At 64.1% G+C, this 23,309-nt stretch carries 20 protein-coding genes and 1 pseudogene; 9 read left to right on the top strand and 12 right to left on the bottom strand.

Annotated elements, in window-relative coordinates; all coding sequences use genetic code 11:
• Positions 1 to 193 precede the first annotated feature (193 nt).
• Positions 194 to 796: an exo-alpha-sialidase gene (locus tag M1248_RS20710; RefSeq protein ID WP_317149577.1), complete on the top strand. Its 603-nt coding sequence runs from the start codon at positions 194 to 196 to the stop codon at positions 794 to 796.
• Positions 777 to 920, top strand: a complete 144-nt coding sequence (locus M1248_RS20715) for a hypothetical protein (protein ID WP_317149578.1) — start codon at positions 777 to 779, stop codon at positions 918 to 920. Before M1248_RS20710 ends, M1248_RS20715 begins: the two co-directional genes overlap by 20 nt.
• 274 nt (positions 921 to 1,194) lie before the next feature.
• Here M1248_RS20715 and M1248_RS20720 read toward each other — a convergent pair whose 3' ends face one another.
• Positions 1,195 to 2,589, bottom strand: a complete 1,395-nt coding sequence (locus tag M1248_RS20720) for an ATP-binding protein (RefSeq protein ID WP_317149579.1) — start codon at positions 2,587 to 2,589, stop codon at positions 1,195 to 1,197.
• Between the two features lie 227 nt (positions 2,590 to 2,816).
• Here M1248_RS20720 and M1248_RS20725 point away from each other — a divergent pair, with 227 nt between their 5' ends.
• Positions 2,817 to 3,656 (top strand): hypothetical protein, encoded by an 840-nt coding sequence (locus tag M1248_RS20725; RefSeq protein WP_317149580.1) that lies wholly within the window; start codon positions 2,817 to 2,819, stop codon positions 3,654 to 3,656.
• A 106-nt stretch (positions 3,657 to 3,762) separates the two neighbouring features.
• Here the strand turns inward: M1248_RS20725 and M1248_RS20730 are convergent, their stop codons facing one another.
• Positions 3,763 to 4,098 carry a hypothetical protein gene (locus M1248_RS20730; RefSeq protein WP_317149581.1) on the bottom strand — a complete coding sequence of 112 codons (336 nt, stop codon included), beginning with the start codon at positions 4,096 to 4,098 and terminating at the stop codon, positions 3,763 to 3,765.
• 978 nt (positions 4,099 to 5,076) lie between these two features.
• Entirely contained in the window at positions 5,077 to 5,337 is a 261-nt protein-coding gene (locus M1248_RS20735; RefSeq protein ID WP_317149582.1) for a helix-turn-helix transcriptional regulator, read from the bottom strand.
• Between the two features lie 1,382 nt (positions 5,338 to 6,719).
• Between M1248_RS20735 and M1248_RS20740 the strand changes: the two genes are divergently transcribed.
• Positions 6,720 to 8,393, top strand: coding sequence for a TniQ family protein (locus M1248_RS20740; RefSeq protein WP_317149583.1), 1,674 nt, complete (start codon positions 6,720 to 6,722; stop codon positions 8,391 to 8,393).
• 21 nt (positions 8,394 to 8,414) lie between these two features.
• On the opposite strand, the gene M1248_RS20745 is transcribed toward M1248_RS20740, so the two are convergent.
• From M1248_RS20745 to M1248_RS20765, 5 genes and pseudogenes are all read right to left on the bottom strand, one after another.
• The gene (locus tag M1248_RS20745) at positions 8,415 to 9,467 is read right to left on the bottom strand and encodes a TniB family NTP-binding protein (RefSeq protein WP_317149584.1); all 1,053 of its coding nucleotides are present in this window, start codon (positions 9,465 to 9,467) and stop codon (positions 8,415 to 8,417) included.
• 3 nt (positions 9,468 to 9,470) lie between these two features.
• Positions 9,471 to 11,609 carry a Mu transposase C-terminal domain-containing protein gene (locus M1248_RS20750; RefSeq protein ID WP_317149585.1) on the bottom strand — a complete coding sequence of 713 codons (2,139 nt, stop codon included), beginning with the start codon at positions 11,607 to 11,609 and terminating at the stop codon, positions 9,471 to 9,473.
• The gene (locus M1248_RS20755; RefSeq protein WP_317149586.1) at positions 11,602 to 12,366 is read right to left on the bottom strand and encodes a TnsA-like heteromeric transposase endonuclease subunit; all 765 of its coding nucleotides are present in this window, start codon (positions 12,364 to 12,366) and stop codon (positions 11,602 to 11,604) included. The genes M1248_RS20750 and M1248_RS20755 overlap by 8 nt, the downstream gene beginning before the upstream one ends.
• A 139-nt stretch (positions 12,367 to 12,505) precedes the next feature.
• The gene (locus M1248_RS20760; RefSeq protein WP_317149630.1) at positions 12,506 to 13,771 is read right to left on the bottom strand and encodes a hypothetical protein; all 1,266 of its coding nucleotides are present in this window, start codon (positions 13,769 to 13,771) and stop codon (positions 12,506 to 12,508) included.
• Positions 13,772 to 13,804: 33 nt separating this feature from the next.
• A pseudogene (locus M1248_RS20765) lies at positions 13,805 to 14,215 on the bottom strand (TniQ family protein); the annotation flags it as partial.
• 307 nt (positions 14,216 to 14,522) lie between these two features.
• On the opposite strand from M1248_RS20765, the gene M1248_RS20770 reads away from it, so the two are divergent.
• Genes M1248_RS20770 through M1248_RS20780 form a run of 3 tightly spaced genes read left to right on the top strand, consistent with a single transcriptional unit; the run spans position 14,523 to position 17,813 of the window.
• Complete coding sequence (locus M1248_RS20770; protein WP_163730119.1) at positions 14,523 to 14,729, top strand: heavy-metal-associated domain-containing protein; 207 nt, start codon at positions 14,523 to 14,525, stop codon at positions 14,727 to 14,729.
• On the top strand, positions 14,729 to 15,616 hold the full coding sequence (locus M1248_RS20775) for a hypothetical protein (protein ID WP_317149587.1): 888 nt from the start codon (positions 14,729 to 14,731) through the stop codon (positions 15,614 to 15,616). Before M1248_RS20770 ends, M1248_RS20775 begins: the two co-directional genes overlap by 1 nt.
• A 1-nt stretch (position 15,617) precedes the next feature.
• Positions 15,618 to 17,813, top strand: a complete 2,196-nt coding sequence (locus M1248_RS20780; RefSeq protein WP_317149588.1) for a heavy metal translocating P-type ATPase — start codon at positions 15,618 to 15,620, stop codon at positions 17,811 to 17,813.
• Here the strand turns inward: M1248_RS20780 and M1248_RS20785 are convergent, their stop codons facing one another.
• The 3 genes from M1248_RS20785 to M1248_RS20795 are packed head-to-tail and all read right to left on the bottom strand — an operon-like array spanning position 17,814 to position 20,332.
• Positions 17,814 to 18,713: an NAD(P)-dependent oxidoreductase gene (locus M1248_RS20785; protein WP_317149589.1), complete on the bottom strand. Its 900-nt coding sequence runs from the start codon at positions 18,711 to 18,713 to the stop codon at positions 17,814 to 17,816.
• Positions 18,714 to 18,742: 29 nt separating this feature from the next.
• Complete coding sequence (locus tag M1248_RS20790; protein ID WP_317149590.1) at positions 18,743 to 19,156, bottom strand: hypothetical protein; 414 nt, start codon at positions 19,154 to 19,156, stop codon at positions 18,743 to 18,745.
• Between the two features lie 60 nt (positions 19,157 to 19,216).
• Positions 19,217 to 20,332, bottom strand: coding sequence for an adenylate/guanylate cyclase domain-containing protein (locus tag M1248_RS20795; RefSeq protein WP_317149591.1), 1,116 nt, complete (start codon positions 20,330 to 20,332; stop codon positions 19,217 to 19,219).
• 41 nt (positions 20,333 to 20,373) lie between these two features.
• On the opposite strand from M1248_RS20795, the gene M1248_RS20800 reads away from it, so the two are divergent.
• On the top strand, positions 20,374 to 20,871 hold the full coding sequence (locus M1248_RS20800; RefSeq protein WP_317149592.1) for a DNA-deoxyinosine glycosylase: 498 nt from the start codon (positions 20,374 to 20,376) through the stop codon (positions 20,869 to 20,871).
• Here M1248_RS20800 and M1248_RS20805 read toward each other — a convergent pair.
• Positions 20,868 to 22,244, bottom strand: a complete 1,377-nt coding sequence (locus tag M1248_RS20805; protein ID WP_317149593.1) for an amidase — start codon at positions 22,242 to 22,244, stop codon at positions 20,868 to 20,870. The two genes, M1248_RS20800 and M1248_RS20805, sit on opposite strands and share 4 nt — an antisense overlap.
• 484 nt (positions 22,245 to 22,728) lie before the next feature.
• Here M1248_RS20805 and M1248_RS20810 point away from each other — a divergent pair.
• Positions 22,729 to 23,309 (top strand): hypothetical protein (locus M1248_RS20810; protein WP_317149594.1); only part of this gene is annotated, 581 nt, incomplete at its 3' end.

Raw genomic sequence — 23,309 nt, forward strand, 5'->3', positions numbered from 1 at the left:
CGAACAGTACCGATCAACGCTGCATAATCATCACAGGCGGCTGTCGGGGACAGACCCCTGGAGATGGCACGCGCCCATGCGATCAGCCTTGATCATTATCTCTACGGTTACCGCATTGCTGAGCAGCGCATGCTCAAGTGCCGACAGCCCCCATGGCCGATCCAACCCCAGGGGTCTTGCGCACATCCACGGCATGGGCGTGGATTCCGACGGCGTGTTGTATGCCGGCACGCACTACGGCGTGTACCGACTCGCCGGGGAGCGCGACCCCGAACTCGTAGGCGACCTCGTGCAGGACTTCATGGGCTTCACCGTCGTAGGGCCGAATCATTTCCTGGGCAGTGGGCATCCCGGCGCAGACAGCCGCGACGCTCCACCGAACCTTGGTTTGATCGAAAGCACCGACGGCGGCCAAACCTGGCACTCACTGTCGATGACCGGCGAGGCCGACTTCCATTCCCTCGACTACCGGCATGGACTGCTTTTTGGACTCGACAGCGGAACCCGATCAGTGATGGTAACCGCAGACAAAAAGACGTGGGAGCGACGCGCGAGGATCAGCGCCGTCGACATCGCGGTGTCACCCACCGAGCCGAACGGCGTCCTCGCTACGACCGGCACGGGCATGTTGCGCAGCATCGACCAGGCCAAGACCTTCCACCTGTCGCCGGCACACCCCTCTGATCTTGCTGAGTTGGCCCGACGACGGACCCTTAATCGGGATTACCCCGACCGGGATCGTGTATGCCAGCCAAGATTCGGGGGCGACGTGGCAGGTGCGGCGCGATCTGGGTGAGCGCCCGCAGGCTGTGGAGTCAGCGGGGCGCGGCCTGGTGTTCGTTGCAACCGAGAAGGGCATCCAGCGCTCGACCGACAGTGGAACCACGTTCGAAACGTTCTACACCTTCGATGCACCGTGAACGGGCTTACTCGCAACCCCGCTGCGACGTTGACGTCGCTGCATACCGCAACCAACAGCGCGCCACACAAAGCGCATCGGCCGAAAGCAGCACGGAATCCGATTTGCCCCGCCGCTTATGCACGTACATGAGGTTCAGTGCGAAAGGCACGCGGCAATTCCCTCTTGATGGATAACATTCGTTATCCATGAAATCTAGCGGTGAAATTGACACGTTGACGACACCGATAACGACCACTAATCTGGTCGGCTGGGACATTGGCTACGGCCACTGGTCACAGGTACAGACCTTCCGGAACTGCCGCGCGGTAGCGTCTGCTGCCCACCTCGGCGAGCAGCACGGCGGTACTGACGTGACCTTGGTCGCCGGCTAGGACGGCGCGGCGGACAATCTCTCGAATATCACTGCCGCTGGTGCTCTCGGGCAGCGCGGCGACCACCGCCGCGGTGTCGATGGCCTGTCCGCCGGGCAGAACCTCGACCAGGGTGGTCAGGATTCGGGCGGCGTCGGCGCGGTTGGGGTAGCCGACCTCCACGATGGAGTCGAATCGGCCGGCGCGGATGGCCGCCCTATCCAGAGTAGCGGCGTCGTTGGTGGACGCCAGCGTCAGGATGCGGGCGTCTGGTTGGATATCCATGGCCTGCAACAGTTCCGAGAGGCCGCCGCCGCCGGCAGCGCGGGTGTAGCACCACAGATCGACATCCTCCAAGATGAGAAGCACTGGGCCGCCGAGACGTTGGGCCTCCTCGACGACGGCAGTCAGTAGTTGCGCACCTGCCTTGGCTTCGACGTAGATAACGGTGAACTCCCCGACTACCTCGCCGGCCACGACCGCGCACACCGCGGACTTGCCGGTGCCTGGCGGCCCGCATAGCAGCACTCCGCGTCGTGCACCCAGGCCATGAGCGTTGAGCAGGCCGTGGTGATCGCGCACCGCGCTCACGCCGAGGTCGACCTCGGTCCATACCCAGTCGGGGACGATGACCGTGGCGCGGTTGACTAAGGCGGACAGATCGATCACGGTCAGGTCCAGACCGTGCCCGGTATAGGTGGCGCGGACCGCGCGGCCTCGATACGGGTTGAGCTCGTTGGCACGGGCGGCCAGTCGGTCCAGAATCGTACGGGCCTGGTCCTGGGCCTCGGGGACCACGTAGGCGCTGACTTCTGGCGAGCGCATCATGGACTCGCGAGCCTCGATGCCGATGACACATCCAGTGTTTGGCAGCAGGGTGCCGGCCTGGAAGTAGACCCGCAGACACAGCGGGTGACGGTAACGTTGGCCACCGATTTCGGTTTGGGTCCACTTCGGCGCGTCGGTGTGCTCGCCCGGACCGATCTCACAGTGGTCGGCGTGTTCATCGATCCACTCGGCCAGGGCCACTGCCGTGGTTAATCGGGACACCGGACTGAGCGGACGTTCCTCGTCGATAAGGTGTCCGCAATCGGTGACGTCAAGGCAGCGGGCGGTGAATCGGCCGGCGGTCTCGGCGCGATCACGGTTGGGCGCCGCGGCGCCGATCAGCAGTTCGCCGAGTGCATACAACGCGGGGCGCACGCTCGAGTCGAGGCCGTTGAGCCACGCGTTGACGTCGGTGATGCGTTGCCTCTGCGCGTCATCGTTGCCCGTCGGCGCGGCGGTCGGTTCCAGCTGTTCGTCAGTCAGGGTCATCGCTTTGGTGGTGGTCGGGGACAGGGCAGCCCACCAGATTCGCACGCCGCCCGCTGAGGGTCAACCTGGTTTCATCGCCAGGCTAAGTCACGGGCGGCCAGCGACATCTCCGCCCTGGTTCTGCGAACTGGGCGAGTACTGGCCCGAGCGCTACTTCTGCCGAGGATTGCGGACCTTCACGAAAATTCACGCGACATGACCGCGCCGTCGTGTCATCCTCGATCGCTGTGGACGACAAACCCGACCTCGGCGCGAGCCTAGCTGCGGAGGCCGCCGAATACCGGGAACGTGTCGAGCGTGCCCGCAGCGAGGCGCACGCACGTTACCGCGAGCATCTGGAAGCGGTGTTCGATCGCCACGGCGCCCCCGCTCCCGGCGAGCTGGCTGATGTCGCGCTCGATGCGCTAACCGTGTGGCGCTCCATCGACAGCGCAGACCGCTGTCGCTGTTCCTGCCATCCTCGTCTGCCGGAAAGCGAGTTGCACGACTACGGATTCGATTGTCCGTGCTCACGCACCTCCGAGGCCCGTCGTCGCGCCGTTGACCAGTGGCGCGAGGACCTTGAGCGGTTTTGGAAATCGCCTGAGGGGCAACGGATCACCACCGCCAATCAGGCCGCCGATGTGGAGCTGCAGGCCTGGCTCGTACAGCAGCCGGGAGTCCGGGTACACAGTCACGGCGGTCTGGCTCCCGAGCAGTGGCGCGGCGAGATCGACGGTCACAGCTTCTATTTCCGCGAACGACACGACCAGTGGCGCGTCGAGCTCGATCTACGTCCCAGTGGCCGCTTCGTGCGCGAGATTGTCGGTACCGATGACGACGGCAACTTCCGGTTCGGCGAGCGCGAGATTGTTGAGGGCGATGTCATCGTCTCCGGCATTACAGACACCGATGGCTACGGGACCACACCGCTTGAGCGGGCGCAGTTCATTGTGGACACTGTCCGCATCCATCTCGCCCGCCGCGACTGCACCCATCACCTCGCTGCGCTGGAATCGATCGAAGCTGTTGTCGGTGGTCCGGCGCGGTGGTGCCCGACATGTGGCGCCCGGCTGCCGGTGCGGTGAACACGAAGGCTGTTCAGTTCTCGCCAATCTGCACCGTTTCGAGTTGCTCGCCCTGCATCGTTCGCCGATTACGCCCCGACCCCGCCGCTACCCCACCGTTCAGCTTTCAGCCGGGTGCCTCCTCCACGAGGCAACCATCCGCAGCGACTTCTAACACCGGTTTGCCGAACGCCTGCCGAATCAAATCGACAGTTCCTTTGAGGTCGTCGTAGCGATCCCAGCGGAGGCAATTTCGCGGATCACCCACCCATCCCAACTTGTCCCCGATGTAGTACACCTCGGCGATGAAGTATTCGCTTTGGTCGAGTGAGCGCACCACGCGATAATCCCATCGGTTCATCGCGGCCTCTCCCGGTGCCCCGCAGATCTTCAGGGGCGTTTCGCCTCCGTCGCTGTCGGGCGTGGAATCGGTGAGGAGGCACGGGGTTTCCGCTCTGGCCATGGGGGCACTCCCTCGTTCTGGGGCGAGCGGGTGCTGCCTGCCAGATACCTTTCAACGGCTGCGGAACGCACGTGCTCTTCTGGTACCTCACGCCCTTCGAGCCGAGCCGAGGCCTTGGTGTTTCGACGTACCGCTGCTTTGAGGGCAGCATCCGTGACGACGCGCCGCTTCATGTTTGCTCAGCCCCTCTCGTTTGCAGGTAGCGGCTTCGTTGCGCAGCCTGGGCGTGGCTGGGCCACAGTTCGGGCATCGGCGCGCCTCGATGGCCTCCAAATTCGCCAAGAGATCGTCGCGGTCAGTCAACATGTGCCGCTCGCCATCGACAAGACTCACTCGGTACGGCGCTGCGTCGGACCATCCGTTGAAGTCGATGAACAGGTGCGTGAAGTCAAGCCTGTCCCCGGGTTCGGACGGTGGCCAGTCGTATACGACGTAGCGGTCTGCGCGGTCTACGGCAACCCAACCGCGGGCGACCAAAAGGCGCTCGAGATCGACGTCTGGAGACTCGAATTCGTGGTCAACTACGGGCGTCATCGCGCTGGGATGCCGCCGCCGAGAGCGTGTCGATGCGCGACGCTTCTTTCGTCGTTCGCGCTCTGCTTTGTTCACGCGCTGCCCCCGGATCAGTGCACGCTTTTTCACGCGTTCCTCCTGTCCGATTGGAGCAAGATGATGCCGAGAATGCTCGCCTGCACGCTGCGTTGTCCCCAAGGTGTTTGCAGCTCTGCCAATACGCATATCGACACTGATACGAGTTGCAACTTCACGGCCTCCATGCGTTGTCGAAACGCGGCTATAATCTGCTTCTTACCCCACTTCACTGCCCTCACTCGAAGGGAGCATCTATATCCGAATAGTACTACTAGTAGGGCGCAGATCATGAGCTCGGCGCGTATCGATCGGGATGAGGTAATGGAAGGATCAGTCGTACGTTCTTGGTGCCCCTAATCAGTCGGCAGACCCCAGTGAAAAAGACGGTTATCGGATGCCCTCCAACAACTCCGACACGCTCACACCCAACACCTTCGCGACATCGAAGAGACGCTCGTGAAGGATGCCCCGCCGGCCATGCTCGACGTCCATCAAGACATTTCGAGAAACCCCCGATCGCAGCGCAAGCTGCTCCTGCGTGAGGCCTTGATCGAGTCGTAACGACTGGATCCGCATGCCGACGGCCCGCCGGCGCCGCTGCCACGCGGCGACGCGTTTGGGGTCGTTTTGATTCGGGCGCGTCGGCACGCCCTCAAGTACTCATCGAAAACGCACCGATGTCTGCCCTACTTGTAGGGCATTCTGACGGTCCATCTGCGCAAAAGAAGCTTTCGGGCGGCCGGAGACCCCTAATTGATCAGCTGCATCGCCGTGCGCGCTGACCTTGAACGCTGTCTCGCCCGGGCCTGAGTCCGCCGGCGCTGGGAGTGAGCCGTGGCTGACGGCCGGGCCCTTCCTGTGGTGCTGCCCCGCCCGTGACGAGCGCGCGCCCAACTAGGCCTTGCGCCGGGATTCGTCGCTTCTGTCGAGTGTGGAGCGACCCGACGCGGCGTCGCTCGGCGTGACGAACAACCCCCGATCCTCGCGTGAAAAGGCCTCTGGAAACAGCAGCGGGGAGCGACGCCACGGCGTCCCCGCGACAGTTGTCGACCCACGTCATGCGCCTGTGTTTAGGTGATCTGAATGGGCATGAAATGGCTTCGTCGCCATGCCAGGCAACGGGGTCCTCCGCTCGCCATCGATCGACCGGAAAGCGGCCCGCACTGCCCATTGAGCTCACCTCCATGCCCGGCACATCCGTGGTGATGGCGAGGCGTCTGCCGTCGTCGCCCCGGGTCGCGAAGTCCGCCGGGATGCCGTGCGGAAAAAGACACCTCGCTAGACGCGCCGTTCTGTACGCGCAACCCGGGCTCGAGGCGGGTTCTGGGCAGTAGTGTCTCCCACTTCGAACCGCCGCAGCGGGCAGCTGTTCGGTTTCACCGTCCACAGCTGCCGATTGGGTCGTCCGCGACGCGGTAATCACCTCGACGGCTGAACGATTCAGTGGACAATCCGAGACAGGTACGCCAAGGGGTCGCCGGGTCAGGACTTACGCGAGTTCGGCAGTCTTCCGTCCTGCACATCCGACCGGCAGCAACTCGTCTCACAGAGTCCTTTCGACACTTCGAATCGTCTCAAGCCAACCCGCTCGACCACTCGATCCCGAGGTGCACCAGAACAAGCAGCTGCGCCACGGCACCTGTGGCAGCGTTGGAGGGGCGGAAATTAGGAAACCGCCGCCTGTCACACCCGCGTGGAGTGGCCTGGGTCATTGCCGGAAGGTCGTCGTAAAGGCGACGGAGATCAGCCGCAGCGATGACGACAACGGGTTGCTGCCATGCACTCACGAAAATGCACACCGGCGATTGGGACATGGTACCGCCCGATCGCGAACGAAACGAGTGCGCGGGCTTCCCACCCTCCGTTTGCCAGAACACCGACCGCTGACTTGTCCGCAGTCCACTCGTGGCGCGCGCCCCGTCTTCCGCATGGCCATCGCAGAACATAATTCTGTCTTTCAATATCCAAGACACACTACTAGTAGTGCATAATTCTCTTGTGACTCGAGAGTGTTCTTCGAGTTGTCGCCAATGACCGCGCTGCGGCGGCAGGAACTTCTACCGGCCCGCGTCAGTCTCGGTGGGGACGAGGCGTTGGATAGCTTCCTGGAGCGCCTCGCGTTCGCTAACGGGCTGCGCTCGGCGGAAATCCTTCGTCGACTCAAGACGATGTCCGGCCCTACCGCGCCGACGACGGCCTTCATGACGTTCAAACCGGATCCACAGCTGATCGAGCGCGTTCAGAGATTAAGCGGCATCCCCGCCACAGCTCTGGCCAATGCCACACTCGAGCGTTTCGACTCGGGCCTGCCGCTGTTCCTCGGAAGGCTCGATCCCCTGGCGCGGCGCACATTTCGGCAGGTCGTTACACAAGGCTGGTTCCCGCAGTTCGGCTCACAAGCTTGTGCGGAATGCATTGCTCAGGACGGCATCTGGCGATTGGAATGGCGGCTCCCGATCGTGACCACCTGCATACAGCATGGCACCTTTTTGTCCGTCCAGTGCGCTGGTTGCGGTCAGCGTTTCCGCAACTACCGATATGCAGCACTGCGGCCGATCATCGACACGTCGCAGCCTTGTGGGAACTCTCTGGGCCTGCGGTTGCGATGTCGTCACTCCGTCTCGGCCCACGCACGAATGCCCGCCGACCCTCGCGTGCTCGCCACAGCGCGCGAGATAAATCATGCCCTACGGGCCGAGTCAACGGTGATGTTGGGAGAACCGACAGACCCTCGGCTGTATCTGGCCGAGCTTCGTCACCTCGCCACTCTGCTACTGCATCTGCTGTCGCGACCCGACGGTATCGCCTACGTCGATTGGGCCGACGACATCCACCGTGAAGCCATCACCCGGACCACCGACTTAAAGGGACCGCGCTGGGGCATCAGCGCCCCCAGTAGCGCGGCGGTGCGTGGACGGGTCCTCGCCGAGGCGCAACTCATTCTCGAACAGGACGATCTGAATTCGGCGGCCGACCACTTGACTCCCTGGCTGGCGCTCCTCGACAACACCCCCAACGGCCCCGCCGATTGGCTGCGTAACCGCACTAAACGCACCCCCACTATGGGCTCGCTGATCGACGCATCCCTTATGCACCGCCACCGCGTCGGTCGCCAACTCGGCAATCGATCGACTGTCTGCGCGCTGAATACCTACGCGATACCGCAACTCGTCGACGTCTCGATCTACCGTGACTTGTTCGATGGCATGCTCGGCAGCTACGAGCGGACCGGCCGCATGTACGTCTCGCTGTGTCTGGCCAGGGCCGCCACAAACGCATCCTCGTGGGCCGAAGCGGCCACCGCCATCGGACTCGAACCGACTCTCGGCACGAACACGGCGCGTACCGCCGGCAGCCACCGGCGCGTACCGCCGCACGTGTTCATCGGGGCAGTGCGAGCCGCCGAACGCGTCTTGCCCCGTAATCGCGACTTCCGCGAGCGGGAGTCGCGCGTGCGAGCACTCGCCGAGCCGTCATCAACGGCCAGGAAAGAATGGTGCACGTCGGTGTCTCCACACCGGCCACGCATCGCGTGGTCATATGCACTGACGTGGATGTGGTGCGAAGTCGCCCAAGGGTCGCTTGATGCCAGTCCGGCGTGGCCAGCGATACCAGGCTCACCAGTCAAGGCCGCCTACCGCACCTTTGCGGCCAGGCTCAGCCCGTCAGCACAGAAGGATCTGCGGTCGCTGGCATCGCGCTGAGTTCCTTTGGCCCAAAGCATTTCATGACGCTCTCTTCGGTGGACTCTTTCTGTGGCGGTAAACATCCTCAGCCCGTTTGCTCAGCTCCACGCGGTCGAGGTGCTTGCGCTGAATCCTGAACGTGCCATCGTGGATCGCCTCGATCGTGGCCTCGGTGACCAGCTCGGTGACATCGCCGATGTACCCCTGAGAGCGGTCGTACAGCTGCTGCGCCAGTTTGGTGAATAGCATCTCCGGTTTGCCTCTGGGCAGGTGCGGAAGCACGAGATTCTCGAGTTGCCGAACGATCGCCTGCCACCTGCGCATGTCATCGACGTTGTCGCGCTCGCACGGATATGTTTGCAGATGATCGAGCCGCAGGCGGGACGCGATCTGGGGGTCGGTCGCCAAGTCGCTGTCGTCGAGATTGGCTCCAATGAGCAGCAGGCTGACGCCAAGCTTGCCGAGGCGAGTGTTGAAGTGTTTGACGTAGTCGAGGACGTCGCGTCCGCCCTTCCAGTTCGTCTTGAGAAGGTGGACGTCGTCGATGATGACGACACGCGTTCTGTGCCGCCGGATCGCACCGATGGCCGCTTCGGACACGTGCCGGGTATCGCCGTCGCTGGGGAGATTGAAGAAGTCGAGGATTTCGCCCACGACGTCCTTGATCAACGCTGCGGCGCGCAGGTCGATCCAGACGATGGGATACAGGTCGGCTTCGCAGCCGGGCGCGGGACGGAAGATCGGATGTCCGTAGTCGTCCGTCTCGGCATCCGCGGTCCATTCGAGGTATCGCTCACGCGCCCACCGCATCATCATCGTGCTCTTGCCGACGTAGTTGGCTCCGCTCAATGCCGGAAGTCGTTTGGCGCCGGGCGGTGAGTACGCATTGGCGCGCACCGTCTTGGTCATCTTCTGGTAGATCTCGTCGGCCTCGATCGTCGTAACGAACAGGTTGGCCAGCCAGCGGCTCAGCCGGTCGACGTGGTCGTTGCGTTGCCTGTCGGTCAGTGTGTTCCACTGCGTGACGGTGAGGTGGGGCGGTTCGGTCGGTGTTTCCTCGATGCAGTGCTCGTGCCATAAGTGGGCGTCCACGGGTTACACCTGTTCGTCAAGCAGGTTCGGCCACTCTTGATTGCGGCCAGTCGGTCGCGGGCGGGGTGGCGTCGGGTGTGTACGTTCCTGGGCCGCTTGGGCTTCCCCGTGGTCGCCTTGCGCCTGTTCGACGCGAAGTCGACCTGCCGTCAAACTCCTGCGAAGTTTGGTCCCAACCGGCGCCTCGGTGATCTGGGTGAGTTCATCGATGATCTGTCGTGTGGCTGAGTTTCGATGAAGCACCTTGTTGCCACCGCGGTCACGGATGCGTTGGCAGACGTGGCCGACGATCGCGGTCGTCATCGGGGCATGTGTCCGGTCGATGCCTCTCCATTCGATCGGATGTACAAGTTTGGTAGTCGGGTCTTGGAACCAGATACGCGAGAGGTCGCGCGGGTCCACGAAGAACGGCGCTTTGTCGTCCTGTGGCCGGAATTGGCCGACGCGCCTGGAACGGTAGTCGCCGAGGACTGGCGAGTCGTAGACGAGGTTCTTCAGTTCCACCCCGGCGTGGCTGATGGTTGCCCAGCGGACGGGGAGGAACTGGTAAATGAGGTCCGGCCGCTGCGGTACGTCGATGCGCCCGGTCATGGACACCATGGCGTCCCACATCTCCAACGGGCAAACTCGGGCGTCCTCTTGTTCCGGCTGGATGATTCCGGTGTGGCCGGTGCGGTGATAGTCCAGTGCGATGAACCGTCGCAGGTGTTGCTCGAGTTCGGTGGCGGTCAGCATCGGTTCCTTGCTGACCAATCGCCCACGCTCGGAGGTGTTGCGGCCCTTGTATCCCGGTATCTGCTGAAGTGCTCGCTGTACGGTTTCGTGCCAGCGTTCGACGTGGGGGTTGTCGTTGGCCTTGCCGCCGCGATTGAGTAGCAGGTCGATGCCCATGTTGTCGAGCAGCGCCCGGAAGTGCTTGGACACGAAGATGGCTCCGTGGTCGGAGCGGATCGCATCCGGTTGGACCGAGGGTATGCCGTGTTCTCCTTGTAGTGTCGAGAAGTCGGGGGCGAAGAGCCGCTGGCCTGCCCGCACGGGCACGTGGGTGAAGTCCAATTGCTCGGGTAATCCGGCCCATCTCCACTGGCCGATTGAGGTTCCCTCGACCATCATCGAGAACGGTCGGCAGATGTCGTAGACCAGGAGACCTGCTTCGATGCCGTTAGCGCTCCTGGGGACGACTCGGGTCGCCAGAACGACCCGGGTGGCGACGTCGATCGCGGTGAGGATCTCGACGCTGTAGGGCTTTCCGGTGTAGGGGTCGTAAGCTAGGTTGTCGGCGCGGGTCGCGTCGATGGCCACTATCTGGCCGGGCCGGATCGCAGGGTAGTGCTTCGTCCCCGAGACGTGCCGGAGTTTGCGGCTGAGCTGCGCTCGGGTCGAGTCCCCGCGCTCGCGTTTGAGGTTGGACAAGTACTGCTGCGTAATGCGTTCGGGCGGTTTGATGTGTGTGAGTCCGCGGTTCTTCAGGTCGACTTCGGTCTGTCGCTTGATCTCTTCGATCGAGATGGTGGATCGGTCTCCGTCGAGAGAATCCAGCACCTTGATCGCAGAGTCCTGGTAGTGCTGAGGGATTCGGTCGTAGGAGTTGGTTGGGCGCATGGCGCGGCCATCGATGAGCGTGAGCAACCCGCCCCGCTTGAATTCGCGAACCCATCTTCTGATGGTCTGCTCGCTGACGCTCCCTGATTTGAGGTCGCCGTCGGCGACGCGGCGTTGAAGGTTGCGATCGAACTTCGCCTCGAGGTTGAGTTGCTTGGCCATCGCGATGCACTGTTGGTGCTCGGACACCCCGAATCCTGGTCCGAACGGTGCCCGCGGTTCGCCCTCGCGGGCGAACGCGGGATGGCCGTCGCGGTAGCCCGTCAGGATCTCCTGCACGATCTCGAGCCGGGTGAGTGCGGCGGAGCGGATCGCCTCGGTGAGACCGTCCCACACCGGCTGCATCGGTTCGCTCAGCGCTTCGGGGATGCCGTCCTCGATGGAACGCAGCGTGCCGAGGTCGGCCCAGCTGATCGTATCGACGTCGCCCCAGGAGTAGCGCAGACTCACACCCGTGTCGTCCAACGAAATCACCTGTGCGGTACCCGAATCTGTCAGTAGGCGAGCGCCGTCGACGAGGATGGTTCGGACACTAGTCATGTTGCACCTCGCTGGCCAATGTGACCGCGGTGTGCAGTGTCCATGGAGCCTTCATATCGGTGCACAGGTCGCCGGCCCACAGCAGGTGCCACACGACCGGCTTGATCTCTTCGGAGCCGTCATCGGCTCCGAAGAGGGCATCGAGGGTCACCGGGCCGGCTGCGGCCATCGTGAGGATGGCGTTCTTATATCGGTCAGTCCAGGGTGGTCGCCGTCGAAAGCCGTGCAGCCACAGGAGGTTCATGCGTTCGACGGTCTCGAGGCCAGAGAAGACCTCGTATCGCCATCCGGCGATCGCGCAGGCATCGCGGGTGATCCGACTCTTGACGCGGAAGTCATCGTCTTGCTCGTCCACCGCGCGGACGTCCCACACCGTTGCGGCACCCGAGTGGTGGATGGTCAGCAGATCGGGTGTGTGGCTTGCCGGATCGGTGGCAGTCCACTGCAGTCGCAGCGGCTGAGCGATCATTCGGCGGATCGTAGGGTCGCGATCGAGCCGTCGCACGAGGTCGTGCTCGAGCCCTGACTCCAGATGAACGACACCGGCATTCGTCGTCGAGTAAGCGGACACCGGGATGTGCCGATTACGTGACGACGACCGCGGAGTGCGGATCGCCGACAAGTCGTCGAGTGGGGGCGCCCCGCGATCACGCCAGCACCACTGCACGACCTCACCGTCGCGGAAACGCATGAACCAACACAATTCGGCGATCTCCACGTCACCGGATCGGACTTTCGTCGATGTGGCCGAAGTCATCTGTCTACCTCCCGAGTAGTCCCTACAGTCAGGAACGTGACGCTAGGCCCGTTGGGAGGTAACTACTCGACCCTGAGAACGTTTCTAGCTGTATTTTTACGCTCATGATATGTTTGCTGTGAGCGTATCGCTCCGCGCCTCAAGGGCCCGTTTGGGGCAGCGCCAGTCCGTTGAGGAGATCGAGCGGTGCGTGCCATGTCACCGGCTCGTCGATGCCTTGCTCAGACAAGAAGGTCTGCGCCCTCGCCGCCAAATTCGTTCTAAGGTCTGGACTTATTTCCTTATCGAAGGTCGCAACCAATTCGACGTCGTGCCTATTGCGAACCGCAGTGCCGCCCAACTCGGCGATAAGGTAGCCGCGGGCAGCGGTGACGGAGCGGACCGATAGGTGACTGCCTTCACTACGGAGCATTTGCTGCCACGTACCGTCGGCCAGCAGGGCGGCGTAGTTAAGTCGGCGACGCCGACCGTAATCGATAGGCCCGCCATCCTCCTCAACGAGGTATTCGCTGAGAAGAATCAGCGCAGCAGATATCGACATCCAGTATTCCGAGCCTCGAAGAACCCACAATCGAGAGTTAAGAGCATTCGGCGTGATCGCCTCGCCCAAGAGTCGAGCCGCAGCAACGGATTTCACCGTACTCCCAACCAGCAGCGTTGCACAGGATAACGTCCGCCGCATCACCTCGGTGGGACGAACGTCCAGCAGGAGCCGGTCTGACCATTCGCGCCACATCACACTGGGCACGGACATCGCGATGTTCGCCGTGCGGGAAATATCAAGATCCGGCGCACACGGAATCGTTACGGCGGCGCTGTACCGCAACTGCAGTTCCGGGCCGAGCGCCGCACGGCGGGCCTCGATTGCGATCGCCGCGGACAACGCACCATCATTGGCACAGGACCTCAATTCGGCGGGTCCGGTGTCAGCGTTCTGGCCGTCAACGATCCACCGTGCGTACTTCCCCGCGTGCGGAACGTCACGTAGGCTCAGGATGACGAGCGCTGCACCAACCCCTATGGCCGTATCGACGGCGCGCGTAGGCGCAGTGTTGTTCAGGGTGCTCCTCGCGCGCAGCGGCTTGACGGCATCGACGCAGAGTCCGTCTAGCAATTCACCTGGTCGCACTGCTTCGAAGCCGTTAATCGACGCGAAGTTCAGAACCCGGTTGGCGATACTTCTGATCGCCACTAGGGCATTCCGCGCCGGTGTGTACACGCTCGCGAAGATGCCGAAGGTGGCGACCTCGTTGGCGATGATGTCGGACACGATCCGCTGAGCTTCGACGATCAGGTGCCCGTCACCCAGCGTCTGAGTGCGGACTCTGGTCAGATCGCAGCCGCAAACGCATGTCGTCGGTACAGGAGCGCGCGAGTAGTTTTGTTGTCGCCGCTGGGGTTTCATGCACACAGGACATGCATCGGCGAGTAGACAGCGATGCTCCGTACACAGGAATGACCACCCCAGCCGCCAGCTGAGCTGCCAACGTCCTCCCGTCGCCCGTAGACACTGCGGACAGAACCTCGAACGTGGCAACAATCCGCCGAATGGGAACGTCGGATCGAAACGGTGCGAGACCGGGTCAAGTCGCATCGCCCGGTTGTCATAGGACTGCAGCGTCATCGCCTGAATCGCGGCGCCAGAGACACCCGTCGCCGCTTCCAAGGCTTTCGCCTCGTCGGGACCGATCCACCTGATCCACGGCGGTCGCGCCGCAACCGAGAGTCCCGCCAGCCGCGCCAGCGCGCCGACCGTTGTGTGCATACTCGCAGCCGTCGCCTCCAGCCAGGAGTCGATCCCCTCCCCCGCCAACGGCTCGACCCGTAGAGGCAGGCGCCGGCGAGGCATTACGCCGCCGCGGCGGGCAACGTGAACGAAACCGACGTTAAGACGAGCAACGCGCTTCTGGCCGAGCTGCGAATCAAACCTGACGTGAGCAGCAGATTCACTGTCAAGAATCGATAATTAGCTGTACTAAGTAGCTTGTTTAACAATCCGGCCCGTTTGTTCATCTTCGTTGCATCTCGACAACCACCTCACCGTCGACCCGCACCGCCGCCGACGTCACCCGCTGGACCAGGACGCGCATGGTCGCCGATGCTGCCAGGGACCGAGCCGTTTGCATACCCTATGGGGGTATGGTACCTATGGACTCATGAGCACGACAACGGTCACCGTAACCGGAATGAGCTGTGGACATTGCGCCACGTCGGTACGTGAGGAGATCACGGAGATCCCCGGCGTCCGAGCCGTCGACGTCGACCTTGCCAGCGGTAGCGTCACCATCGAGAGCGACAGCGTGCTCGAGGCGGCCGCGATCAAGACCGCCGTCGAGGACGCCGGCTACCAGCTGGCCAGCTGATGAAAACCGGACAGAAGGTCATCGCGTTCGTCGTCGGACTGGCCGCGGTCTTCGCGATCTCCGTCTGGATCGGCAACGCGGTCACCCCGCAGGAGGCGACGACGGTGGCCGCACCAGACCTGCCCGGCGGACTGCAGACGACACAGGACGGGTACACGCTGGCTCTGGACGACTCGATCGCCACCGCCAATCCCGATGTGCCACTGAAGTTTCAGATTCTCAGTGCCACCGGAGCGCCGGTGAAGCGCTACGTCGAGAAGCACGACGAACTCCTGCACCTCATCGTCGTGCGCAACGACCTTGCGGTCTTCCAGCACGTCCACCCGAAGCTCGACGAGCAGGGTACGTGGAGTGTGCCGCTGGACCTGTCTCGCGCCGGCGACTATCGCGTCTTCGCCGACTTCATGCCATCGGGCGGTCCCGCGCTGACGTTGGGCGCCAATCTGCACGTCGCCGGAAAATACGACCCCCAACCGCTGCCCCCAGCAGCGCAGACCGCCGAGGTCGATGATTACACGGTGACGCTGCGCGGGACGCCGAAGGCCAACGACCCGTCGATGCTGACTCTGTCGGTCAGCCGGGACGGCAAGCCCGTCGACGACCTGCAGCCCTACCTCGGCGCGTACGGGCACCTCGTCGCGGTGCGTGCACCGGATCTCGCCTACCTGCACGTGCATCCGATGAACGACCCCGACGGCGGCACCGCGGCCTCGGGCCCCGAGATCGGGTTCCACACGACGTTCCCCAGCACGGGCTCGTACCGACTGTTCCTCGATTTCCAGCATCGCGATGCCGTGCGCACCGCCGCGTTCACCGTGAACGTCACCGACGCCGCCTCGACGACGGCACCTGCCCCGTCTGGCGACGGCGGCGGACACCAACACTGACATGTCAGTCGTCGAACTCTCGGTGGACGGCATGACGTGCGCGTCGTGTGCCAACCGAATCGAGAAGAAACTCAACAAGATCGAGGGCGTCACCGCCACGGTCAATTTCGCGACCGAGAAAGCCAGGGTTGAGTTCGGCGACGACGTGACCGCTGAACAACTCGTAGCGACGGTGGCGGACGCCGGCTATCAGGCCCACCTGCCGGTGCCGGATCCCGTTGTCACGGACGATGATCCGACCTCCGCCCTGCGGACCCGGTTGCTGATCTGCCTGGCGCTGACGGTGCCGGTCGTCGCGATGGCGATGGTGCCCGCGTGGCAGTTCACCTACTGGCAGTGGTTGTCGTTGACATTGGCTGCACCGGTGGTGGTCTGGGGTGCATGGCCGTTCCACCGGGCGGCGTGGGCGAACCTGCGGCACGGTACCGCCACCATGGACACGCTCATCTCGATGGGCACGCTGGCCGCGCTCGGGTGGTCGATTTACGCGCTGTTCTGGGGCACCGCGGGCACGCCTGGGATGACTCACGCGTTCGAACTGACCATCGGCCGCACCGACGGCAGCGGCAACATCTATCTCGAGGCCGCCGCGGGCGTCACCACCTTCATCCTCGCCGGGCGCTACTTCGAGGCCCGCTCCAAGCGACGCGCGGGCGCGGCGCTGCGGGCCCTGCTCGAGCTCGGAGCCAAGGACGTGACGGTCCGCCGAGACGGTGCCGAGCAGCGCATCCCGATCGATGCGCTGAACGTCGGTGACGAGTTCGTCGTGCGTCCTGGCGAGAAGATCGCCACCGACGGTGTGGTGGTCGAGGGACATTCCGCGGTCGACGCGTCCCTGCTGACCGGTGAGTCGGTGCCGGTTGAGGTCGAACCGGGTGCCGAGGTGGTCGGTGCCACCGTCAACGCCGATGGCAGGTTGGTGGTACGGGCGAGCAGAGTCGGCTCCGACACTGCGCTGGCGCAGATCAGCAGGCTCGTCGAGGACGCCCAGAACGGGAAAGCGCAAGCCCAGCGGTTGGCGGACCGGATCTCGGGTGTCTTCGTGCCGATCGTCATCGCGTTGTCCGTTGCGACGCTGGGCTTCTGGATCGGCACGGGCGGACCGATCGCGGCGGCGTTCACCGCGGCGGTGGCGGTGCTGATCATCGCGTGCCCCTGCGCGCTGGGTCTGGCGACGCCGACGGCATTGATGGTCGGCACAGGCCGGGGTGCGCAGCTGGGCATTTTGATCAAGGGTCCGGAGGTGCTCGAGTCCACTGATCAGGTCGACACCATCCTGCTGGACAAAACCGGCACGGTCACCACCGGCACGATGACCCTGGTCGACGTGATCGCCGCCGAGGGGGTGCACACCGACGAGGTCCTGCGGCTCGCAGGTGCACTCGAGGAGGCATCCGAACATCCGGTCGCGAAGGCCATCGCGGCAGGTGCGCAGGCGAAGGTCGGCGATCTGCCCGCGGCAGTGGACTTCACCAATCTGCGCGGCCTCGGCGTCCAAGGTGTGGTCGACGGCGTCGATGTGACGGTCGGGCGGGCGCGACTGTTCACGCAGATGCCGGACGAACTCGACGAGGCCATGCGACGTGCGGAGGCCGAGGGTAGGACCGCGGTCGCGGTCGGCCGGGACGGCGCGGCCGTCGGTGTCCTGGTGGTCGCCGACGCGGTCAAGCCGACGTCCGCCGATGCTGTCAAAGAGGTTCGCGCGCTGGGGCTTACGCCGATCCTGCTCACCGGGGACAACGAGGCGACGGCCCGCACGGTGGCGGCCCAGGTGGGAATCGACGAGGTGATCGCCGAGGTTCTGCCCAGCGAGAAGGTCGACGTCGTGAAGCGACTGCAGACCGACGGCAAAATCGTCGCGATGGTGGGTGACGGTGTCAACGATGCGGCCGCGCTGGCACAGGCCGATCTGGGTCTGGCGATGGGCAGCGGCGCGGACGTGGCGATCGAGGCGAGTGACCTGACGTTGGTCCGCAATGACCTGCGCACCGTCGGTGATGCGATCCGGTTGTCTCGCAGGACACTCGCGACGATCAAGGGCAATTTGTTCTGGGCGTTCGCCTACAACGTGGCAGCGTTGCCGTTGGCGGCGGCCGGCCTGCTCAACCCGATGATCGCCGGTGCGGCAATGGCTTTCAGCTCCGTCTTCGTCGTCAGCAACAGCCTGCGACTGCGCCGGTTCAAACCGTCGCGATAGTCAGCCGACCAGCTCCGGGTGAAATTTGGTCGCCATTCGACGAAGTCCGTCCTGCCAGTCGACCGTCGCGGGCCCGATCAGTTCGCGCATCAACGAAACGTCGAGCGGATTGCCGCGCAACGCCCGATCGCTTTCCTCGAACGTCGGCTCCACACCCACCAGCGACCCCAGGTATTCGCACCACTCCTGGATGCTGACAAACTGCTCGCTGGCCCAGTTGAGGGTTGTCGCCGGAACCGAGGCCACCTCAAGAAGTTTCGGGATGGTCGCGATGATGTCGTCCTCGTGCATCAGGTTGTAGCGGGCAGGCCCACCTGGCGGGACCGGGATCGGTGAGCCGCCCAGCATCATCTCCATGTGGAAGAACGGCCACCCGCCGTTGTCGCCGTAGGGGACGTTGAGGCGGGCGATCACGCTGGGAATGCCGAGCGCACGAGCCATCGTGCGGACGACGACCTCACCGGCGATCTTCGAGATGGAATATGTTGGGAACATTGGCTTGTGGTTGTCCCCGAGGACGGCGTGTTCGGAACGGGGGTCGTCGTCGGGTGGGTCGTAAACGGCCCCTGACGAACAGTGCAGGAACGCCTTCGCGCTGCGGCAGTGCGACATGAGGAGCCCGACCGACTCGGCGTTGGCGGCGAGATCCTTTTCCCACCTGCCGCTCTTGGCCACCGCGAGGTTGATGACGTAGTCGAAATCCGTCGGCAGCCCCGTGAAGTCGCCACTGGCCAGGTTGACCGGCTCGCAGCGCACCCCTGACTCTTCAAGGTCGGCCCGGGCCGCGGAGTCGGTGAAACGGGCGATGCCCCACACCTCGTTGTCGGCCGCGAGGGCCTTGGCGACGGGGACGGCGACCTGCCCGGTGGGACCGGTGATGAGGATCTTTGAACCGCGCATCGGCTGATCGTAAGCGACCGCGGTGCCGGCTAGAGGGTGGCGTTGACGGGTCCGAGCAGCAGACAGTTGGGATCTGTCGTGTAGTCGAAGACCGCGCTGCAGCCCCGGCCCGACGCCTCGTAGACCAGGCCCGGGGTGTACGGCTCGAAGTACACCTGCGCGGGAGCCGCATCCCGGGACTGCGTGCAGTGGTCGGATTGACCCTGGATCGACAGGCAGGCCACGCCGTACCTGGGTTTCCACGGAGCCAGGCAGCCGGCGGGAGTCAGCGTGGCGGTCACCTTGGCCACACCGTCGACCTGAACCACTTGTGGCGCCGAAAGGGTGAAGTTGCACGGACCCGGATTCGGCGGCGGCAGGGGCAGGGCGTGGGCCGCACCCGCACCGGCGAAACCCGCGGTGAGCACAACCGCTGAGATCAGCCCAATAATCGCCCGGCGCATCTCTGGATCGTAAACCCAGGGCCGTCGCGTCCGGGCGGATCTGCGTGTAGCAAATACCGCTCAGGTCGATCGACGGACGCGAAACAGCTTGACGTCGGACGAGATGCCCTTGAGATGGCGCGCACCCGCGAAGGACCACGTGAATCGTTCGTCGTCGCCGACGGCCTCGCGCGTCGTCTCCGACACCAGAACCGAACCGGGTCGGGCGGCGCCGGTCACCCGGCTGGCGAGATTCACCGGACTGCCGAACCAGTCGCCGGCCCGGCTGACGGCCATGCCGGTCGCCATGCCGGCCCTGAGCCTGGGGTATTCGTCGTCGCCCTCGGTCGCCTCGACCAGTGTCATCAGAGCCTCGAGCAGAGGCACCGGCTCGGCACTGACGAGCATGACTTCGTCGCCGATGGTCTTGATGAAACGCACCGGCGGAACCGCGGCCTCGTGCGCGAGATCGGCCAGGCGGTGCGCAAGCCGTTCGAGGTCTTGCGGCGGCACCACTTCGCCCAGCCGCGTGAATCCGACGAGGTCGGCGAACGCGATGCTCACCAGGCGGGCTCCGGGAAGGCGTTGTCCCTCCGCTATTTCCGATGCGCTGATGGCCTCGGTTTCCAGCAGATGTCGCAGCTGAAGCCGCAACATCTCCTGGATCATGGGGCCGAGTAACGGCGCGGCCTCGGAAACGAGCAATTCCGAATTCTTCGCGATGGTCAGCTCGGTGGCCGTCGGGTCGAGAATGGTGGCCAGACCCGCGTAGCGCATCACTTCTGCCGCCCGCGACAGGCCGTCGGCCAACAGCCGGATGATCTGCACGAGCTGATCGGGCTCGATGCCCAATTCGATGAAACGCTGCCCGAACGCCGCGGCCTCCGCATCCGCACGCGAGTGCACGGCGGCATCGGGATCGTCCACGGTAGGCAGGCCGATCGCGCGTTGCAGGCGCTGGAGCAGTTCCAGGTCGATGCCGGTCTTCTCGCAGGTCTCGCGGGCCGACACGTAGGTTCCATCCTCACCCAGAACTCGGCGGGCGGCGAGCAACATCGGCATGAACGACGCTCTGATCTGGTCGGCGGTGAAGCCTTCACCGAGCAGCCATTCGATGAGCTCAGCCCGTTCGGTCCGGGCGCTGCCGTCGAGACCGTCGAGCAGCCCGGACGCCTCGATGTCGAAATCTTCGGCCACGGGCTCAACGTATACCGCGGCGCCGTGCGATATTCGGCTCCATGGCCGCGCCAGAGGTGCATGGGCTCCCGCCGATCGTCGGCGATGGGGCGCACAGGTTGATCCTCGGCAACATGCTGAGCGTGATGTCGGTGGCGTCCCAGCAGTACTACGGCAACCCCCGCAACGCGTTCTGGCGGATCACCGGTGAGCTGTTCGGGTTCGCCGCCGACGATCCGTACGACGAACGCAGCGCTGCGCTGATCGCCAACGGCATCGCTGTGTGGGACGTGCTGAAATCATGCAGGCGCAAGGGCAGCCTGGATTCCGCCGTTGAACCGGACAGCATGGTGGGCAACGATTTTGGCGGCCTGTTCGTCGGGTACCCGGGCATCAGACGAATCTTCTTCAACGGTGCCGCCGCAGAGAAGAACTTCAACCGTCTCGTCCGTGTCGCACCGGACCTGCCGTACCGGCGGCTTCCGTCGACGAGTCCGGCGCACACCATGCGTTACGAGGACAAGCTGGCCACCTGGCGTGACGCGCTGACCGCGCGTTAGGACACCGTGGGCCGTCGCTGCACCCACGGTCGCACCTTCTCGATCTGGGCGCTCAGCGACAGTAGCGTCGCCTCGTCAAACGGCCGCCCTACCAACTGGATCGATGTCGGCACGCCGTTGCCGTCAAGGCCCCACGGAACGACGGCGGCCGGCTGACCTGTCGCATTGAACACCGCCTGGAACGGCACCCGCGCGGCAACCAACGCCAGCGTCGAGACTGCACCGCGCCGCTGGTAGGCGCCGATCCGCGACGGCCCCAACGCAGTGCCCGGAGTCAGGACGACGTCCACGTCGTCATAGATCGACTGAACGCGTTCGGCGAGCTCGCTCTCGGCCTCCCTGATCCGCTTCATCCGTTCGTCGGAGATCAACGAACCGATTCGCGCGAAGTTCCGGGTGCGGGCCTCCAGTCGCTCCGGATGAGGCAACGTCTGTACATCGTCGTAAGCCCCACGGAAGTACCGCGACAACGCATGGGATATCGCGGTCGATGGATAGTCGGGATCCCGCACGACGACCTGGTGCCCGAGCTCACGCAGCAGCGCGGCCGACTCCTCCATCGCCGCCCGCTGATGGACGCCCACGCGTGTCACCACTCCCAACGGCACCCTTGCGCTGACCGCAATTCGAAGCGTGCCAGGCTCTTTCGCTGCAGCACGGACGAAGCCGGAGTCGTCACTTGTCACATCGAGGAACAGGGCGGCGTCCTCGACCGTTCGCGCAATCGGGCCGTTGACGGTCAGGCCGTTCCAGGCGCCGTCGTGCGGCGCCAGTGGGACCCGGTCCCGCTGCGGCTTGAGGCCGAACAGTCCGCACCACGTCGACGGGATGCGGATCGACCCCATGCCGTCGGACCCCAACGCCATCGACGCGAGTCCCGCGGCGACCGCCGCGGCACTCCCACCGCTGCTGCCACCCGGCGTGTAGTCGGTGTTCCACGGATTTCGGGTGGCACCGAACGTCGTCGTTTCCGCGAAGGGCCACAGCGTCATCTCCGGCACGGCGGTCTTGCCGACAAAGACCGCGCCCGCCTCGCGAAGGCGACGGACGACTTCGGCGTCGGTGGTGCGAGCCGCGCCGTGGGCCGAGGTCCCAAAAGCCGTGACCTGTCCGGCGATGTCGACGTCGTCCTTGATGGCGATCGGCACGCCGAGCAGCGGCAGTCGTTCACCGGCGTCGAGGCGGGCCTGTGCGATGGCCGCATGCTCGCGGGCGGTGTCGGCGAGCACGACCCGGTAGGACCTCAGTTCGGGGTCGAAGCGACCGATGCGATCCAGGTAGACATCGAGCAGCGCCGGCGCGGTGACGGTGCCGTCTGCGAGCATGCGGGCCTGCTGCGCGGCACCTGCGAAGGCGAGTTCACGATCGTCCATCGAGGCCGAAGCATAGAGCGGTATCCGAGGCGACAAGACGTAAGTCAAAGAAGCCGTTTCACGATCGCGGACCTTCGCGGGCGCAACGGCAGGACGCGCGGCGCGTCACTGGTTGGCCCGGCCAGCGAACCGCCATGCCGCGTATTGACGTCATTCAGTTAATTATCATGCTATTGACCAGGGCGTCGACCGATGACAGTCACCAATATCAACCTGTTTGCGATTTACACATGAGCAAATTTTTGATATAGCACCCTAGCTAAAACAATACTCTGTGAGACGAAAATCAGCCCAGTTCCAGCCTCTATATCACATCCCGACCTGGGTCGGTACGACTGGTAGGTCATCCAGTCCATATTTGCCAAACCTTATGAGAATCCGTCCGATTGAAACGCAACTATGATCCTTGACACACCTCTCAGCAAAGATCTAGTGTCCGCTTCACGCAACTGATCATGTCTCCAGCGCGGGAGAGGGGAAGCGGATGGCTCGGGTTCGGCGTAACGAGCGCACGCGGCGAAAGAAGGCGGGCGCCCACCGGAAGGTGCCCGCGCGGCGGACCGCACTCGCAAGCTCCGTGGCAGCGGGTGGTGCGGCGCTCGGTATCGGCGCAGCCTCCTACCTGGGCGCCCCCACGGCGGAAGCATTGTCGATACTGCTGCCCGGCCCGGAGGTCGATGGCGCCGGCAGCGCGACCCGGGTCAACATTCTCGAAGGCAATGTCTTCAACCCACAGATCAGCGCCAGCGGGAACAACAGCAGCACGAATATGATCATCGGCGGAGCTGCGCTGAATAGGCTCTACGGCTTCATCGATCGATTGCTGTCGATCCAGATCAATCTCAGCGGCACCGATGGCAGCAACGTCGGCACTCGCGTCAACATCGCGTCCTACAACGTCTTCAATCCACAGCTGAGCCTGTCCGGTGCGAACGTCGCCAACAACGTCAAGGTCGCCAACGTCACGATGGACAACGGCAACAATGCCGTCGCGGACGGCGCCGGCGGTCAAGGCAACGGCAACACCGCTCAGTTCTCGCTCCTGTCGGGAAACATCTTCAACCC

This window comes from Mycobacterium sp. 29Ha (genome assembly GCF_032883055.1).
GTDB classification, from domain to species: domain Bacteria; phylum Actinomycetota; class Actinomycetes; order Mycobacteriales; family Mycobacteriaceae; genus Mycobacterium; species Mycobacterium gallinarum.

Excerpts from the sequence above, each read along its gene's own strand:
- M1248_RS20710 (WP_317149577.1), top strand. The coding sequence starts at position 194 with ATGGGCGTGGATTCCGACGGCGTGTTGTATGCCGGCACGCACTACGGC.
- M1248_RS20720 (WP_317149579.1), bottom strand. The coding sequence starts at position 2,589 with ATGACCCTGACTGACGAACAGCTGGAACCGACCGCCGCGCCGACGGGC.
- M1248_RS20730 (WP_317149581.1), bottom strand. The coding sequence starts at position 4,098 with ATGGCCAGAGCGGAAACCCCGTGCCTCCTCACCGATTCCACGCCCGAC.
- M1248_RS20740 (WP_317149583.1), top strand. The coding sequence starts at position 6,720 with ATGACCGCGCTGCGGCGGCAGGAACTTCTACCGGCCCGCGTCAGTCTC.
- M1248_RS20750 (WP_317149585.1), bottom strand. The coding sequence starts at position 11,609 with ATGACTAGTGTCCGAACCATCCTCGTCGACGGCGCTCGCCTACTGACA.
- M1248_RS20755 (WP_317149586.1), bottom strand. The coding sequence starts at position 12,366 with ATGACTTCGGCCACATCGACGAAAGTCCGATCCGGTGACGTGGAGATC.
- M1248_RS20760 (WP_317149630.1), bottom strand. The coding sequence starts at position 13,771 with ATGAAACCCCAGCGGCGACAACAAAACTACTCGCGCGCTCCTGTACCG.
- M1248_RS20770 (WP_163730119.1), top strand. The coding sequence starts at position 14,523 with ATGAGCACGACAACGGTCACCGTAACCGGAATGAGCTGTGGACATTGC.
- M1248_RS20775 (WP_317149587.1), top strand. The coding sequence starts at position 14,729 with ATGAAAACCGGACAGAAGGTCATCGCGTTCGTCGTCGGACTGGCCGCG.
- M1248_RS20780 (WP_317149588.1), top strand. The coding sequence starts at position 15,618 with ATGTCAGTCGTCGAACTCTCGGTGGACGGCATGACGTGCGCGTCGTGT.
- M1248_RS20785 (WP_317149589.1), bottom strand. The coding sequence starts at position 18,713 with ATGCGCGGTTCAAAGATCCTCATCACCGGTCCCACCGGGCAGGTCGCC.
- M1248_RS20790 (WP_317149590.1), bottom strand. The coding sequence starts at position 19,156 with ATGCGCCGGGCGATTATTGGGCTGATCTCAGCGGTTGTGCTCACCGCG.
- M1248_RS20800 (WP_317149592.1), top strand. The coding sequence starts at position 20,374 with ATGGCCGCGCCAGAGGTGCATGGGCTCCCGCCGATCGTCGGCGATGGG.
- M1248_RS20805 (WP_317149593.1), bottom strand. The coding sequence starts at position 22,244 with ATGGACGATCGTGAACTCGCCTTCGCAGGTGCCGCGCAGCAGGCCCGC.